The organism is Albidovulum sediminicola (assembly GCF_025751575.1).
GTDB classification, from domain to species: Bacteria; Pseudomonadota; Alphaproteobacteria; order Rhodobacterales; family Rhodobacteraceae; genus Albidovulum; species Albidovulum sediminicola.
This window is the reverse complement of the sequence record NZ_JAOWLA010000004.1, coordinates 65,319-80,469: the sequence shown is the minus strand read 5'-3', so window position 1 is coordinate 80,469 and position 15,151 is coordinate 65,319. Positions and strand designations below refer to the sequence as shown.

The 15,151-nt window shown below is 67.5% G+C and carries 10 protein-coding genes; 3 read left to right on the top strand and 7 right to left on the bottom strand.

Annotation, left to right across the window (positions count from 1 at the left end):
• Positions 1-72 precede the first annotated feature (72 nt).
• From OE647_RS05675 to OE647_RS05665, 3 genes are all read right to left on the bottom strand, one after another.
• Positions 73-2,625, bottom strand: a complete 2,553-nt coding sequence (locus tag OE647_RS05675; RefSeq protein WP_263720720.1) for a penicillin-binding protein 1A — start codon at positions 2,623-2,625, stop codon at positions 73-75.
• A gap of 101 nt (positions 2,626-2,726) precedes the next feature.
• Positions 2,727-3,947 (bottom strand): N-acetylmuramoyl-L-alanine amidase, encoded by a 1,221-nt coding sequence (locus OE647_RS05670; protein ID WP_263720719.1) that lies wholly within the window; start codon positions 3,945-3,947, stop codon positions 2,727-2,729.
• Positions 3,948-4,028: 81 nt separating this feature from the next.
• Positions 4,029-5,171, bottom strand: coding sequence for a pyridoxal phosphate-dependent aminotransferase (locus tag OE647_RS05665; protein WP_263720718.1), 1,143 nt, complete (start codon positions 5,169-5,171; stop codon positions 4,029-4,031).
• A gap of 170 nt (positions 5,172-5,341) precedes the next feature.
• Here OE647_RS05665 and OE647_RS05660 point away from each other — a divergent pair, with 170 nt between their 5' ends.
• From OE647_RS05660 to OE647_RS05650, 3 genes are all read left to right on the top strand, one after another.
• Positions 5,342-6,094 (top strand): DsbA family protein, encoded by a 753-nt coding sequence (locus OE647_RS05660; protein WP_263720717.1) that lies wholly within the window; start codon positions 5,342-5,344, stop codon positions 6,092-6,094.
• A gap of 92 nt (positions 6,095-6,186) precedes the next feature.
• Entirely contained in the window at positions 6,187-7,362 is a 1,176-nt protein-coding gene (locus OE647_RS05655; RefSeq protein ID WP_263720716.1) for a CaiB/BaiF CoA transferase family protein, read from the top strand.
• 85 nt (positions 7,363-7,447) lie between these two features.
• Complete coding sequence (locus OE647_RS05650) at positions 7,448-9,490, top strand: ASKHA domain-containing protein (protein WP_263720715.1); 2,043 nt, start codon at positions 7,448-7,450, stop codon at positions 9,488-9,490.
• Between the two features lie 4 nt (positions 9,491-9,494).
• Here OE647_RS05650 and OE647_RS05645 read toward each other — a convergent pair whose 3' ends face one another.
• The 4 genes from OE647_RS05645 to OE647_RS05630 form a co-directional block, all read right to left on the bottom strand.
• The gene (locus tag OE647_RS05645; RefSeq protein WP_263720714.1) at positions 9,495-10,580 is read right to left on the bottom strand and encodes a CaiB/BaiF CoA transferase family protein; all 1,086 of its coding nucleotides are present in this window, start codon (positions 10,578-10,580) and stop codon (positions 9,495-9,497) included.
• 159 nt (positions 10,581-10,739) lie between these two features.
• On the bottom strand, positions 10,740-12,554 hold the full coding sequence (locus OE647_RS05640) for an ABC-F family ATP-binding cassette domain-containing protein (protein ID WP_263720713.1): 1,815 nt from the start codon (positions 12,552-12,554) through the stop codon (positions 10,740-10,742).
• Positions 12,555-12,621: 67 nt separating this feature from the next.
• Positions 12,622-13,752, bottom strand: a complete 1,131-nt coding sequence (ispG, locus tag OE647_RS05635; RefSeq protein ID WP_263720711.1) for a flavodoxin-dependent (E)-4-hydroxy-3-methylbut-2-enyl-diphosphate synthase — start codon at positions 13,750-13,752, stop codon at positions 12,622-12,624.
• A gap of 66 nt (positions 13,753-13,818) precedes the next feature.
• Positions 13,819-15,042 carry a helix-turn-helix domain-containing protein gene (locus tag OE647_RS05630; protein ID WP_263720710.1) on the bottom strand — a complete coding sequence of 408 codons (1,224 nt, stop codon included), beginning with the start codon at positions 15,040-15,042 and terminating at the stop codon, positions 13,819-13,821.
• Positions 15,043-15,151 lie beyond the last annotated feature (109 nt).

The following is a 15,151-nucleotide window of genomic DNA, read 5'->3' as shown; positions in this document are numbered from 1 at the left end:
TGGTATCGGCGCGGGTGATAGCGGAGGTGCCGCGCCCCGGCAAGGGCGGCGGCACCGTCACGACCCGCGATGTCAGTAAAGCCCGCCCGAATTCAGCGTTCCGAAATCGGCTTTCTTGGGAATGACCACGGTTTCCCCGGTGGAGGTCGTAACCGTCGTCCCGTCCTCGGACTCGAACTCCCCCCTCGCGAACAGGGGCAGGTTCTGGGTGATGCCCCAGTCGCCATCGACCAGCGCGCCAAGGCCGAAGATCGGCACGACGCCGTCGCGGAAATACTCGGCCTGAACGAAATCCCCCCCGACACCCGGCGGAAGCTGTTCGCCCGTATAGCGGTCGATGTTGATGAAATGCCCGCCCGGCGGCACCTTGAACTGCGATCCACCGAATTTCTCCACCGCCTTCTTCATGAAGGCGTTGAAGACCGGAACGCAGAGCGTGCCGCCATACGCCCCCGCACCCAGAGTCCGCGGCTGGTCGTAGCCCATGTAGCATCCCGCCACGATGTTGGAGGTGAAGCCGATGAACCAGACATCCTTGGCGTCATTGGTGGTGCCGGTCTTGCCCGCCACCGGAACCGGCAGGCGCACGCCTGAACCGGAGCCGCGCTGCACCACGCCCTGCATCATCGAGGTCAGCTGGTAGGCGGTGATCGCGTCCATGACCCGTTCGCGGTCGGATCGGATCGAAGGTGCCTGCCCCGCTGGCAGGGCTTCCTTGTCGCAGTCAACGCAGGTGCGCTGGTCGTGACGGTAGATCGTCCGCCCCCAGCGGTCCTGCACACGGTCGACAAGCGTGGGTTCCACCCGCTCGCCGCCGTTGGCGAACATCGCGTAGGCGGCGACCATCTTGTAAAGCGTGGTTTCCTGCGAACCGAGCGCGTTGGCCAGGAACGGCTGCAGCCGGTCATAGACGCCGAAGCGCTCGGCATAGCCCGCGACCGTCTCCATCCCGATTTCCTGCGCGACACGCACGGTCATCAGGTTCCGGGACTGCTCGATCCCGGTCCGCAGCGGCGTCAGCCCGTAGTACTTGTTCGAGGCGTTCTTGGGACGCCAGAGGCCCTGCGGGGTATCGACCTCGATCGGTGCATCGACCACGATCGTCGCGGGCGTGAAGCCGGAATCCAGCGCGGCGGCGTAGACGAAAGGCTTGAACGACGAACCCGGCTGACGCATCGCCTGCGTCGCGCGGTTGAACTCGGACGACTGCCAGGAAAAACCGCCCTGCATGGCAATGACGCGCCCGGTGTTCACATCCATCGCCATGAAGCCGCCCTGCACCTCCGGCACCTGGCGGAGCGACCAGCGTTCGAACGCGCCCTCCTTGTCGACAAGCGCCGTGACCAGAACGACGTCGCCGACCGAGACGAGGTCGCCCGCGACCTTGGCCTTGGGGCCGCGCGTGCCGTCCGCCAGTCGCTTGCGCGCCCAGGTCACGTCCTCCGCCGGGATGTAATGGCCGTCCGCATCATCCTTGACACCCTCGATGCCGATACGCGCGGATTGCTCACCCACCTCCAGCACCACGGCGGGCGACCATCCCGCCACGTCGCGCGGCACATCGGCGGCAGCCAGCGCCGCGCGCCAAGCGGCCTCGTCCTTCAGCGCCTCGGGATCGAGCACACGCCCGGTCCCGCGCCAGAGGCCCTGTTTCCGGTCGTAGCTTTCAAGTGCCTCCTGAAGGGCGGCGGCGGCCTCTGCCTGCATCGAGGGATCGACTGTCGCGCGGATCGACAAGCCGCCCGAGAAGAACTCCTCCTCGCCGAAGCTCTTGGACAGCTGGCTGCGAATCTCGTCGGTGAAGTAGTCGCGCGGCGGAAGCGCCTCACGGAACGCGGGGAAGTCGCCGTTCTGCACCGAGCGGAGCGGCTGATCGCGCTCGCTGCGATAGCTCGCCTCATTGAGGTAGCCGTTCTGCCACATCTCGCGCAGCACATAGTTGCGCCGTTCAAGCAGCCGGTCGTGGTTGCGCACCGGGTGGAAGTTCGACGGCTCCTTCGGCATGGCGGCGAGTGTCGCCGCCTCATGCGGGGCAAGCTCGCTCAGCGTCTTGTTGAAATAGGTCTGGGCCGCGGCGGATACGCCGTAGCTGTTCTGACCCAGGAAGATCTCGTTGAGGTAAAGCTCCAGGATCTTGTCGCGCGACAGCGTCTCGACGAGCCGCGTGGACAGGATCAGCTCCTTGATCTTGCGCTCGATCGTCTTGTCCCCCGACAGCAGGAAGTTCTTCGCCACCTGCTGCGGAATGGTCGAGGCGCCGCGGACGTTCTTGCCGCGGGACTTGACTGCCTCCCACACCGCAGCCGCGATACCGCGGGAGTCAAAGCCCTGGTGGGTATAGAAATTCTTGTCCTCGGCCGAGATGAAAGCCTGTTTGACAAGGTCCGGGATCTCTTCGATCGGGGCGTAGATGCGCCGCTCGTCGGCGAATTCATCGATGATCCGGCCCTCGCCGGAATAAATCCGGCTGATCGTCTTGGGCGAATACTGGGTCAACTGCTCATGGTTCGGCAGGTCCTGACCGTAGAACCAGAACACGCCGCCCAGCGTCAGGGCGCCGAAGAAGATGCCGGTGATGATCCAGCTGAACAGACCCCCGGCGGTGGAAAACAGAAAGCGGATCACGCGCAGCCCTTCCTAAACTCGCCACCCTATATAACCTCGAATGGACCGGGTCAAAACAAGTTCCCGTGGCGGCGGATTCGCGCCGGGCGAAGGGGCGGTCCCTACTGGCGCACCAGCCGTGCCTCTGCCGCGTCCTCTGCTGCCCATTTCGTGACGGCGGCGCGGATCGCCTCGACCATCGTGGCGCGCCAGACGGGATCGGAAAGCCTTTCGCGATCCCGGGGGGAGGAAAGGAACCCAAGCTCCAGCAGGACCGAGGGGATGTCGGGCGCCTTGAGAACGGAGAACGCCGCCTCCTGCACCGGGTGGCGGTGAAGGTGGATGCCCGCGTCCCCAATCGCCTCCGCAAGGCGCAGCGCAAGACGGTCGGAGCGTGGCGCCGTCTCGCGCCGGCTCATGTCCATCAGGACCGAGGCCAGGATGTCGTCCTGCTGCGAGAGATCGACCCCGGCCAGAAGGTCGGCGCGGTCGTGGCGCTCGGCCAACAGGCCCGCGGCCCGTTCGCTGGCGGCGGGTGCCAGCTTGTAGATCGTCGCGCCGGTCGCGACGCCCACTTCCAGCGCATCGGCGTGAAGCGACAGGAACAGGTCCGCCCCCGCCCCGCGCGCGATGGACAGGCGCGCCTCAAGCGGCACGAAGCTGTCATCACCGCGCGTCAATTCGACGATCATGCCGTCGCGGCGCAGCGCATCCGCGAGTTCGCGGGCGAAGGACAGCGTCAGATGGGCCTCGCGCAGCGATCCCGCCTCGGCCCCCGGGTCGATCCCGCCGTGCCCGGGATCCAGCACCACGACCAAGGGCCGCGTGCCGTCCTGCCGCAGCTTCGGCGGCGGAACCGGGGCGGGTTCGGGCCGGGGCCAGTCGGGATCTTCCGGCACGCCGACGCTGGCGGCGAACACCTCGTCCGACGCAGCCACGATCCGCACCTCGATCCGCGCAGCCTGCCCGGCCCGAGGCTCGGCCGCGCTTTCGAGCCTGTAGGGTCCGTCAAGCTCGGCCACCAGCCGCGACCACCCCTCGCGGTAAGGGCCGAAGCGCAAGCCGGTGACGCGCGCGCTCCGGTCAAGGTCCGCAGGCAGGGCGGCGGAAAAATCAACCTCGCGGAAATCGACGACGAGGCGAGGCGGATCGGCCAGGAAGAAGACCCGGTAGGGCACCGCCTGGTCGAGGGTGAGGTCGATCCTGACGCCCCCTGGGCCGTCGATCAGCGCGGATTGCGCCGGGTCAAGGCGGGCGAGCGCGCTTAGTCCCTCCGCCGCGACAGCGCGAGGCAGCGGCGCAACCAAAAGCGCCGAAACGAGAAATCCGAAGAGCCGCCGCATCCTGCCCGCCTTTTTTCCGGCGATCATAGCGCAAGCGCGGCGGCGCGCAATCGGCGCGATAGACCCGACGGGGCTGCGGGCCTAGCTGCGCGTGGCCATGAATCGCGCCAGCCGCTCCAGCCCCTCGCGGATATCGGCGGTGGCGCCCGCATAGGAAAACCTGAGGGTCCGGGTGCCGCGCACCGGATCGAAATCGAGCCCCGGCGTGACCGCGACGCCGGCGCCCTCAAGGATCTCGGCGGCGAGCGCGCGGCTGTCGTCCGTCATCGCCGACACGTCCGCGTAGATGTAGAATGCCCCGTCCGGGGGCGCGATGCGGGTGAAACCGGCCTTCGGCAACCCCTCCAGCATCAGGCGGCGGTTCTCGGCGTAGACGGCGCGATTGCCCTCCAGTTCCTCGCCGCAATCCAGCGCGGCAAGCGCCGCGATCTGGCTGGCGTGCGGCGGGCAGATGAACATGTTCTGCGCCAGGCGCTCGACCAGGCGCACATGGTCCGGGGGCACGACCATCCAGCCCACGCGCCAGCCCGTCATGGAGAAATACTTGGAAAACGAGTTGATCACATAGACATCGTCGCTGACCTCCAGCGCCGAGACTGCGCGCCCCTCGTAATGAAGGCCATGATAGATCTCGTCCGAAACGAAGGCGATGTCGCGCGCGTGTGCCTCCGCGATCAGCGCGCCAAGGGCCGGTTTCGACAGCATGGTTCCGGACGGGTTGGCGGGCGAGGCCACGATCAGCCCCGCGACGTCGTCAGGGATATCCTCGGGCCGGGGCTGGTAGCGGTCTTCAAGCCGCGTGGGAATTCCCACGGGTTGCAGCGACAGCGCCTTGAGGATCTGCCGGTAGGAAGGGTAGCCCGGCTCTCCCAGCGCCACTTTCTCGCCCGCGTCAAAGAGCGCGGTGAAGGCCAGAACGAAGGCGCCCGAGGAACCGGCGGTCACGACGACACGCGCGGGGTCCAGATCAACGCCATACCACTCGCCGTAAAGCCGGGCGATGCGTGCGCGCAGCGCAGGCAGGCCGAGCGAGACGGTGTACCCCAGCGCGCCCTCCTCCATCGCGCGGGCAAGGGCGGCGCGCGCGGCCGCCGGCGCGGGGGTCGAAGGCTGGCCGATTTCCATGTGGACGATCCGCCGTCCGGCGGCTTCGGCCGCGCGCGCGGCCTCAAGAACATCCATCACAATGAAGGGATCGACCGATCCCCGTCTTGAAGCCCGCATGGAAAGGTCCCTATTGTGGCCGCCAAATTATCATGCCCGTAGATTTCAGCCCGGGCGGCCAAGGTCAATGCCCCGGACCGTCCGTGGCGCCACGTCTCCTTGCGCACCGGCTGGCCTGTGTCATGCGGGGCACCCCAACCGGCCGGAAGGCCCGACGACAGGAAAACCGAATGAACCGCCTTGCCTCCGCCCTCACCCTGGCAGCCACGCTGGCCGCCGCCCAACCCGCGCTTGCCTTCGATATCACCGCCATGTCGGACGCGGAACGCGAGGCCTTCGGGAATGAAGTGCGCGGCTATCTTCTGGCCCATCCCGAAGTGCTGGTCGAGGTCATCAACGAGCTGGAACAGCGCAACGCCCAAGCCCAGGCGAACGGGGACAAGGCGCTGATCGCGGCCAACGCCAAGGACATCTTCGACGACGGCTGGAGCTTCGTCGCCGGCAACCCCGAGGGCGACATCACGGTGGTCGAGTTCCTCGACTACCGCTGCGGCTACTGCCGCAAGGCGCATGGCGCGGTTTCCGACCTGATCACCTCGGACGGGAACATCCGCTTCATCGTCAAGGAATACCCCATCCTCGGCGAGCAGTCCGTGCTGGCCTCCCGCTTCGCAATCGCGGCGCGTATGGTCGCGGGCGATGAGGCCTACGCGAAGATCAGCGCGGGCTTTTACGAAACCTTCCGCGGCGATGTGACCGACGCCGCCTTGCGCAACTTTGCCGAGGACCTCGGCATCGACGCCGAGGCCGTCGCCGCGCGCATGAACGATCCCGAAGTCACGAAGATCATCGAGGACAATCACCTTCTTGCGCAGCGCCTCCAGATCTCCGGCACGCCGTCATTTGTCATCGGCGACCAGCTTCTGCGCGGCTACGCGCCGCTTGAGGCCATGCAGGGCATCGTCGCCGAAGAGCGTAGCTGAGGCCCCGGGGCACCGCCCACAGCCCAATGATCTGGATCAAGGCGGGGCCGCCCGCGCCGTCTAGGGTCCCTTGACCGCAATCGGAGGCCCCCATGTCCGCGCCGCTGGACGGAATCGTCGTCATCGACCTGACCCACGTGCTGGCCGGCCCCGTCGCCGCGATCCAGCTGGCAGATTTCGGCGCGACCGTGATCAAGGTCGAACGCCCCGGCACTGGCGACGACACCCGCGCCTTCCCGCCCTTCAAGGAAGGCGAAAGCGCCTATTTCGCGGCGCTGAACCACGGCAAGAAGTCGATCGCGCTGGATCTGAAATCCGCGGGCGACCGGGCGGTGTTCGATCGGCTTCTGGGTCAGGCCGACGTGATCCTGGAAAACTTCCGCCCCGGCACGATGGAGGGGCTGGGCTACGGCTGGGCCGAGCTTTCCGCGCGCTTTCCCCGGCTGGTCTACGGCGCGGTCTCGGGCTTCGGCCATACCGGACCCGAGGCGGGCAAGCCCGCCTACGACATGGTCGTTCAGGCGCGCGGCGGCGTTATGTCGATCACCGGAGAGGAAGGCGGCCCACCCGTTCGCGTCGGCGCCTCGATCGGGGATATCGCGGCGGGGATGTACCTGGTGCAGGGCGTGCTGGCGGCGCTTTACGCGCGCGACCGCAGCGGACGGGGCGCGAAGATCGACATCTCGATGCTGGATGCCCAGATCGCGATCCAGGAACACTCGCTCGCCATCACCACCGCGACCGGCACACCCCCGGGCCCCACCGGCGCGCGCCACCCCACGATCACCCCGTTTTCGACCTTCCGCGCCAGCGATGGCTTCTTTGTCATTGCGGCCGGGAATGACGCCATCTTCGCCCGGCTCTGCACGGCCCTGGGCCAGCCCGATCTGGCCAACGACCCGCGCTTCGCCAGCAACGCGGCGCGCTGCGAAAACGTCCACCTTCTCAAACGCATGATCGAGGCGCTCACACTGGCCGAACCCCGCGCCCACTGGATCGCGGCGCTTGAGGCCAACGGCGTGCCCACCGGCCGTGTCCAGACCATGGCCGAGGCGCTGGCCGACCCGCAGGTTCTCGCACGCAACATGGTGCTGCCGGTCGAAGCGACGGACGGGCGCCCCGCCTTTGTCGCCGCCGGGAACCCCGTCAAGATCACCGGCCTTGCCGAACCCGCCGCGCGCCAGCCTGCCCCTGTTCTGGATGGCGACCGGGAGGCCGTGCTGCGCTGGCTGCAAGCACGGGAATCGGACAGGGCTGACGCGCCCTGACCTTTACCTGCCGCGAACGGGCCTTGCCGTCGGGCGATCCTCGCCTATGGTAGCCCCGCGCATCAGGAAGACCCGGAGTTTCCCCATGACCGACGAGCCGCTCGTCATCTTCACGCCCTCTGGCAAGCGGGGGCGTTTCCCCGTGGGTACGCCCGTGCTGACGGCGGCACGCCAGCTGGGCGTCGACCTCGATTCGGTCTGCGGCGGGCGCGGCATCTGTTCCAAGTGCCAGATCACGCCGGGCTATGGGGAGTTCCCCAAGCATGGCGTCACCGTCGGCCAGGACGCGCTGTCGGAATGGAATGAGGTCGAGGCCCGCTATGACCGCATCCGCGGCATGAAGGAGGGCCGCAGGCTCGGCTGCCAGGCCAAGGTCATGGGCGATATCGTCATCGACGTGCCGCCGGAAAGCCAGGTGCACCGTCAGGTGATCCGCAAGTCCGCGACGACCCGCGACATCACCATGGATCCGGCCACCCACGCCTATTATGTCGAGGTTGCCGAACCCGACATGCACGAACCCTCGGGCGATTTCCAGCGGCTCTCCGACGCGCTGCGTCAGCAGTGGCAGATCGACGGGCTTGAGGCCGACGCCGTGCTTCTCGGCAGGCTGCAGCCGATCCTGCGCAAAGGCGAATGGAAGGTAACCGTCGCCATCCACAAGGATCATCGCGGCAAGCCCCGGATCATCGACCTGTGGCCCGGCTTCTGGGAGGGGCGGCTTTACGGCCTGGCCATCGACCTCGGCTCCACCACCATCGCGGCCCACCTTGTCGACCTGCGCAACGGCAACGTGCTGGCTTCTTCCGGTCTCATGAACCCGCAGATCCGCTTCGGCGAGGATCTGATGAGCCGGGTCAGCTACGCGATGATGAACCCCGGCGGCGACAAGGAAATGACCTCGGCCGTGCGTCATGCGCTCAACGGCCTCGCCCAGGCCATCTCGACCGAGGCGAACATCGACCCGCGCCAGATCGTCGAGGCTGTCTTTGTCTGCAACCCGGTGATGCACCACCTGCTTCTGGGCATCGACCCTGTCGAACTCGGCCAGGCCCCCTTTGCGCTGGCCACCTCCGAAAGCCTGTCGCTGCCGGCCAGCGATCTTGAACTGGGCGCGCTCCATGATCATGCGCGCGTCTACATCCTGCCCTGCATCGCGGGCCACGTGGGCGCGGACTGCGCCGCCGTCGCGCTTTCCGAAGAGCCCGACAAGTCCGAGGACATGGTCCTGATCGTCGACGTGGGCACCAATGCCGAGATCCTTTGCGGCAACAAGGACCGGGTCCTGGCCTGCTCCTCGCCCACCGGTCCGGCCTTCGAGGGCGCGCAGATCAGCGCCGGCCAGCGCGCCGCCCCCGGCGCCATCGAGCGGGTGGAAATCGACCCGGTGACGAAGGAGCCCCGCTTCCGCGTCATCGGCAGCGACCTCTGGTCCGACGATCCGGCCTTTGCCGCCGCGACGGCCGCCACCGGGATCACCGGCATCTGCGGCTCCGGCATCATCGAGGTCGTGGCGGAGATGCGCATGGCGGGCCTACTGGACGCCGGCGGGCTGATCGGCTCGGCCGAACAGACCGGCACCCCGCGCTGCATTCCCACGGGCCGCACCAACGCCTATCTCCTTCATGACGGCACCGCCAATGGCGGCCCGCTGATCAGCGTGACGCAGGGCGACATCCGCGCGATCCAGCTCGCGAAATCCGCGCTCTATGCGGGTGCGCGGCTGCTGATGGACGAGCTGCAGATCGACAAGGTGGACCGCGTCGTTCTCGCGGGGGCTTTCGGCGCCCATATCAGCCCCAAGCACGCGATGGTTCTGGGCATGATCCCGGACGTGCCGCTGGACAAGGTGACCTCAGCCGGGAACGCTGCCGGGACCGGCGCGCGCATCGCGCTGTCCAACATCGGCGCACGCGCGGCGATCGAGGCCGAGGTCAAGCGCATCCACAAGGTCGAGACCGCCATCGAGCCGCGCTTCCAGGAACATTTCGTCGCCGCGAACGCGATCCCGCACGCGACCGACGGCTTCCCGGAGCTTTCGAAGGTCGTCAGCCTTCCCGACGTCAGCTTCAACACCGGCGGCTCTGGCGGCGGGGCGGACGGCGGACGCAGGCGGCGCCGGGGCTGATCGCCTAAGCGCCCCAGCGCGACAGTAGCTCGGCTGGATCAAGCGGCACGCTCTGGGACCCCGGCGCGACAGCGCCGGGCGTGCGCGACAGGCGCGGCGCGGGCGCGGGCTGGGTCACGCCCTCCTGCGCGACAAAGGCCCCACGGGCGACGTTGTGGGGGTGGGCAGGCGCCTCCTCCAGCGTCAGGACCGGCGTCAGGCAGGCATCCGTCGCCTCGGCCAAGGTAGCCCATTCGTCACGCGTCCGGGTCAGGAAACGCGCCGCGAGCGTGCCCCGCAGGGCAGGCCAGTTCGTGGGGTCATGGCGGTCGGGCAGCGCCGCAGGGTCCAACCCGGCGCAGCCCAGAAAGGCCAGCCAGAACTTCTCCTCGATCGCCCCCAATGCCACGAAGCCCCCGCATTTGCAGCGGTAGGTGCCGTAGTAGGGCGCCCCGCCGTCCAGCAGGTTCGCCTCCCGGCGGTCGACCCAGGCCCCGCCCGCGACCATCGTGCGGATCATCGCCGTCAGATGTGCGACCCCGTCGGTGATGGCCGCGTCCACAACCTGCCCCCGGCCCGAACGCTGTGCCTCCAGCATCGCGCAGACCATGCCGAAAGCCAGGTAAATGCCGCCCCCGCCGAAATCGCCCAGAAGGTTCAGGGGCGGCACGGGGCGGTCCTGAGTCCCGATCGCGTGTAGCGCGCCGGTCAGGGCGATGTAATTGATGTCGTGTCCGGCCGTCAGCGCCAGCGGCCCCGACTGCCCCCAGCCGGTCATCCGCCCGTAGACGAGGCGCGGGTTCTCCGGGAAATCATCGGGCCCGAGGCCAAGGCGTTCTGTCACACCGGGGCGCATCCCCTCGATCAGCCCGTCGGCCTTGCCGATCAGCCGCCGCGCCACCGCGCGGTCGCCCGCGTCTTTCAAATCCAGCGCGAGGAACCCCCGCCCCCGGTCCAGAACCTCATACCCGAGACCGAAGATGTGGCGGGTGCCGGGCCGCTGGAGCCTCACGACCTCCGCCCCCATGTCGGCCAGCGTCATCGCGGCAAAGGGCGTGGGCCCCAGCCCCGCGAACTCCACGATCCTGAGCCCCGTCAGCGGTCCGGTCATGCGGCCCCTCCTTGCTGGTTTGGCTCAAACCTAAGAGATTTCGGCACCGGGATGCCAGCCCGAGCCTAGTGCGCTAGCCCCCACGAGGCAGGTCACGCGGACAACCCGAGACGGCCGCGAGGCCGAGGTGAAGGCCATTCACCGGCACCTTCGTGCGGCTCAGGCGCTCGCCTTCTCTTCCAGCGTCAGCCATTCCTCTTCGGCGGCAGAGAGCGCCGCCTGCCGTTCGGCCAGCCCGTCAGAGGCCTTGCGGAACTTCTCCGGCGACTTCTGGAACAGGTCGGGGTCGGACAGGAAATCCGTCAGCTTGGCAATCTCGGCCTCAAGCTTCTCGATGACGCCTGGTAGGGCTTCCAGGCGATGTTTCTCTGTGAAGGTAAGACCTTGGGCGGGCTTTCTAACCTTCTCCTCCGGTGTCGCCAGGGGTTTTGGCGCAGACTTAGTTGCCACGGGCCCGGGCGCGGCCTCGCCCCGCTGCACCTGATAGTCGCTCCATCCCCCCGCATAGACGACGGCGCGACCGTCGCCCTCCATCGCCACTGTCGTCGTGGCGACCCGGTCGATGAAATCCCGGTCGTGGCTGACCAGCAGAACCGTTCCGTCGTATTCGCCCAGGATGTCCTGAAGCAGGTCCAGCGTCTCCACGTCCAGGTCGTTCGTCGGTTCGTCGAGCACGAGGACGTTCGAGGGCTTGGCCATGATCCGCGCCAACAAGAGCCGCGCGCGTTCCCCCCCGGACAGCGACCCGATCGGTGCCCGCGCCTGCGCCTCGTCGAAGAGGAAATCCTTGAGGTAGGCCACGACATGCTTGGGCGCGCCGCGCACCATCACCTGGTCCGAGCGGCCCGAGACCGCCATGTCCGGATCGTTCACCAGCCCATCCCAGAGCGACATGGAGAAATCGAGCGCCGCGCGCGCCTGGTCGAAAACCGCGATCTCCAGGTTCGTGCCGTGGCGGATCGTACCGCTATCGGGCGCGACCTCTCCGGTCAGCATCTTGAGAAGCGTGGTCTTCCCGACGCCGTTCGGTCCGACGAAAGCGACCCGGTCGCCGCGCAAGACCGTCAGGTCGAAGGGGCGCAAGATCAATTTGTCGTCGTAACGCTTTGATATTCCTTTGGCTTCAATCACCAAACGACCGGAGACCTGACCCGTTTCCAGCGCCATGTCGGCGGTCCCCTGGCGACGGATCATCGCCGCACGTTCGGCCCGCATCGCCTGAAGGGCGCGCAGCCGCCCCTGGTTGCGCCGCCGGCGGGCAGAGATCCCCTCGACCGCCCAACGCGCCTCGGCCTTGATCTTGCGCTCAAGCTTGTGGCGGGCGCTGTCCTCTTCGGCCCAGACGGTTTCGCGCCAGTCCTCGAAGGCCTCGAACCCCCGTTCGTTCCGCCGCACCGCACCGCGGTCGATCCAGAGCGTCGCCTTGGTCAAGGCCCGCAGGAAGGCGCGGTCGTGGCTGATGATGACATAGGCCGTGCGGGTGTCGCGCAACTGGTCTTCCAGCCAGCGGATCGCCTGAATGTCGAGGTGGTTGGTCGGCTCGTCCAGAAGCATCAGTTCCGGCGCCTCCGCCAGCAGCTTCGCCAGCGCCGCACGCCGCCGTTCGCCGCCGGAGGCCGCCGCAACCGGGGTTTCCGGGTCGAAACGCAAGCCTTCGGCCACGACCGACACGCGGTATCCCTCGCCCTCGGGCAGGCCGGAAGCGGCGAACTCGCCGAGCGTGGCGAAAGCCGACAGATCGGGCTCCTGCTCCATATAGCCGACGGTCACGCCGGGGGGCACGGTGCGGGCACCCTGGTCGGGCTCCACCAGCCCCGCCATGACTTTCATGAGGGTCGATTTGCCCGACCCGTTGCGCCCGACAAGCGCGACGCGGTCGCCCGGCTGGACGACAAGGTCAAGCCCGTCGAAAACAGGATTGCCGCCGAAGGTCAGCGAGATGCCGGAGAGCTGAAGCAAAGGTGCGCGTGCCATGGCGTTCAGCTATCCGGTGGCCTGCTGGGCGTCAACGGCCCCGCAGCGCAGGGCACAGAAAAATGGGCTACTCGGCCGCGGCCTTCGCGGCCTCAAGCTCGGCCGCGCGCGTTTCGACCAGTTCGACGATGTGGTCGATCATCTGCGCGTTCGACAGCTTGTGGCTTTGCTTGCCCGCAAGATAGACCATGCCAGACCCCGCGCCACCGCCGGTGAAGCCGATATCGGTCATCAGCGCCTCGCCCGGTCCGTTAACCACGCACCCGATGATCGACAGGCTCATCGAGGTCGTGACATGGGCCAGCCGCTCCTCCAGCGCCGAGACGGTCTTGATCACGTCGAATCCCTGCCGCGCGCAGGACGGGCAAGAGATGATCGTGACGCCGCGATGACGCAGGCCCAGCGACTTCAGGATCTCAAATCCGACCTTCACCTCCTCGACCGGGTCGGCGGAAAGCGAGACGCGGATCGTGTCGCCGATCCCCATCCACAGAAGGTTCCCAAGCCCGATGGCGGACTTCACGGTACCGGACATGAGCCCGCCCGCCTCGGTGATGCCCAGGTGGATGGGGGCGTCCGTCGCCTCGGCCAGTTGCTGGTAGGCCGCAGCCGCCAGGAACACGTCAGAGGCCTTCACGCTAATCTTGAATTCGTGAAAATCGTTGTCCTGCAAAAGCTTGATATGGTCGAGGCCGCTTTCGACCATCGCCTCGGGGCAAGGCTCCCCGTATTTTTCCAGCAGGTGCCGTTCAAGCGAGCCGGCGTTCACCCCGATACGGATCGAACATCCGTGATCGCGGGCGGCCTTCACGACCTCCCGCACCCGCTCGGGCGAGCCGATGTTGCCGGGGTTGATGCGCAGGCAGGCCGCGCCTGCCTCGGCCGCCTCGATCGCGCGGCGGTAGTGGAAGTGGATGTCGGCGACGATGGGCACCGGGCTTTCGGCCACGATCTCGCGCAGCGCGCGGGTCGAGGCCTGGTCGGGCGTAGAGACGCGGACGATGTCGGCCCCTGCCACGGCGGCGCGCTGAACCTGTTCCACCGTCGCCTTCACGTCCGAGGTGATGGTGTTGGTCATCGTCTGGACCGAGATCGGGGCATCGCCGCCGACCGCGACCTTGCCGACCATGATCTGGCGCGACTTCCGGCGGTAAATGTTGCGCCAGGGGCGGACGTGGTTCAGATGGTCGGAAGACATAGGCGGCCTCGTTTCCCGTCAGGGTCAGCGCCTAGATAGTGACTTGGACGGCCAAGGGCAATCGGGCTACTCGCCCGAGGCGCCTGCTTCCAACACGACCGCCGAGGCGACGGCGACAAAATGCGCAAGATCCGCGTCCTGCTCAAGGTCCGCGACGGCATAGACCTCGGTCAGCGCCTCGGGCGTCAGGGCCACGTTCTTCACAACCTGGGCGCCGGCGGCGGCGGGACCGTAGGTCTGCCCCGCAACGGCGAAATAGACCGAGCCGGAGTTGCCCGCGCGAAGCAGCGGCGCGACGTCCATCTGCGGGACGGAATAGCGTTCGCCGGCGTCGAGGATCTTTTCGAACAGCACAGTGCCGTCCGCAGCCGAAACCCGCACCCAGGAGGGACGAACCGCCAGGATCTCTACCCCCGGCGCGGCGTCGGCGACGACTTGCACCGGCGTTTCGCCAAGCGTGGGAACACCTGCGCCCGGCATCAGGTCGACACCGGTTGCCGCCTCGGCCAGCGCCCCTTCGGTGCGCGGGTCTATGGCCGCGATCGGGCCGTCGCGCGCCACCAGAACGGGCACGTCCAGCGCCTCGGGCCGGTAAAGCCGGTCATAGATTTCAGGCGAGGTCGGCCCGTCACTGCCCGGAAGCCCTGCGATATCAAGCGTCTGGGCCATCGACTGGCCCGAACGCGCGGCCCCTGCGGTGGCCAGAGGATCAAGTTCCGCAACGATGCCGGGGGCCTGTTCGACCGGCGCCAACTGCACCCGCTGCACTTCCTGCAAAAGCGACCAGCCGCCGTAGCCGATCCCCGCGATCAGCGCGAGCAGCACGGTGATGGAGCCGAGCGCACCAGGTTGGATGTTGGACAGGATCGCCTCGCCGCGCGGCGAAAACGGAACCGACGGCGCGGCCAGCGCGTCGGAGCCTTCACGCGGCGCGCGTTGCGGCCGGGGCTTGGGGCCGGATGCGGCGGGCGACATGCCGTGATGAACGGCGAACTTCGCCTCGACGCAGAACCGGGCGTAGGCCCATTCGGGGTCTAGCCCGAGATAGCGCGCGTAGGACCGCACATAGCCGGCCACGAAGCCGGGCGTTTCGAAGGCAGAAGCATCGGCGTTTTCGATCGCGGCGATGTAGCTCGCCTTGATCTTCAACTCACGCTGCACATCCAGAAGGGATTTGGCCAAGGTCGCGCGTTCGCCGCGCATGACATCGCCGAGGCGCAGATCGTAGTCGTCAAACCCTTTAGGTTTGTCCGCTTCCTGCGTCGAAGGATGAACCCTCCGCCCGATCATGCCCCTGCCCCTGGTCCTTGTCCCCAACATGCCCGACGATTCGGGTCATAGCGTTCAGCCGTATTCAGGATTTCATAGCACAGAGCAAGGCGGAATGCGACCGCCCAGC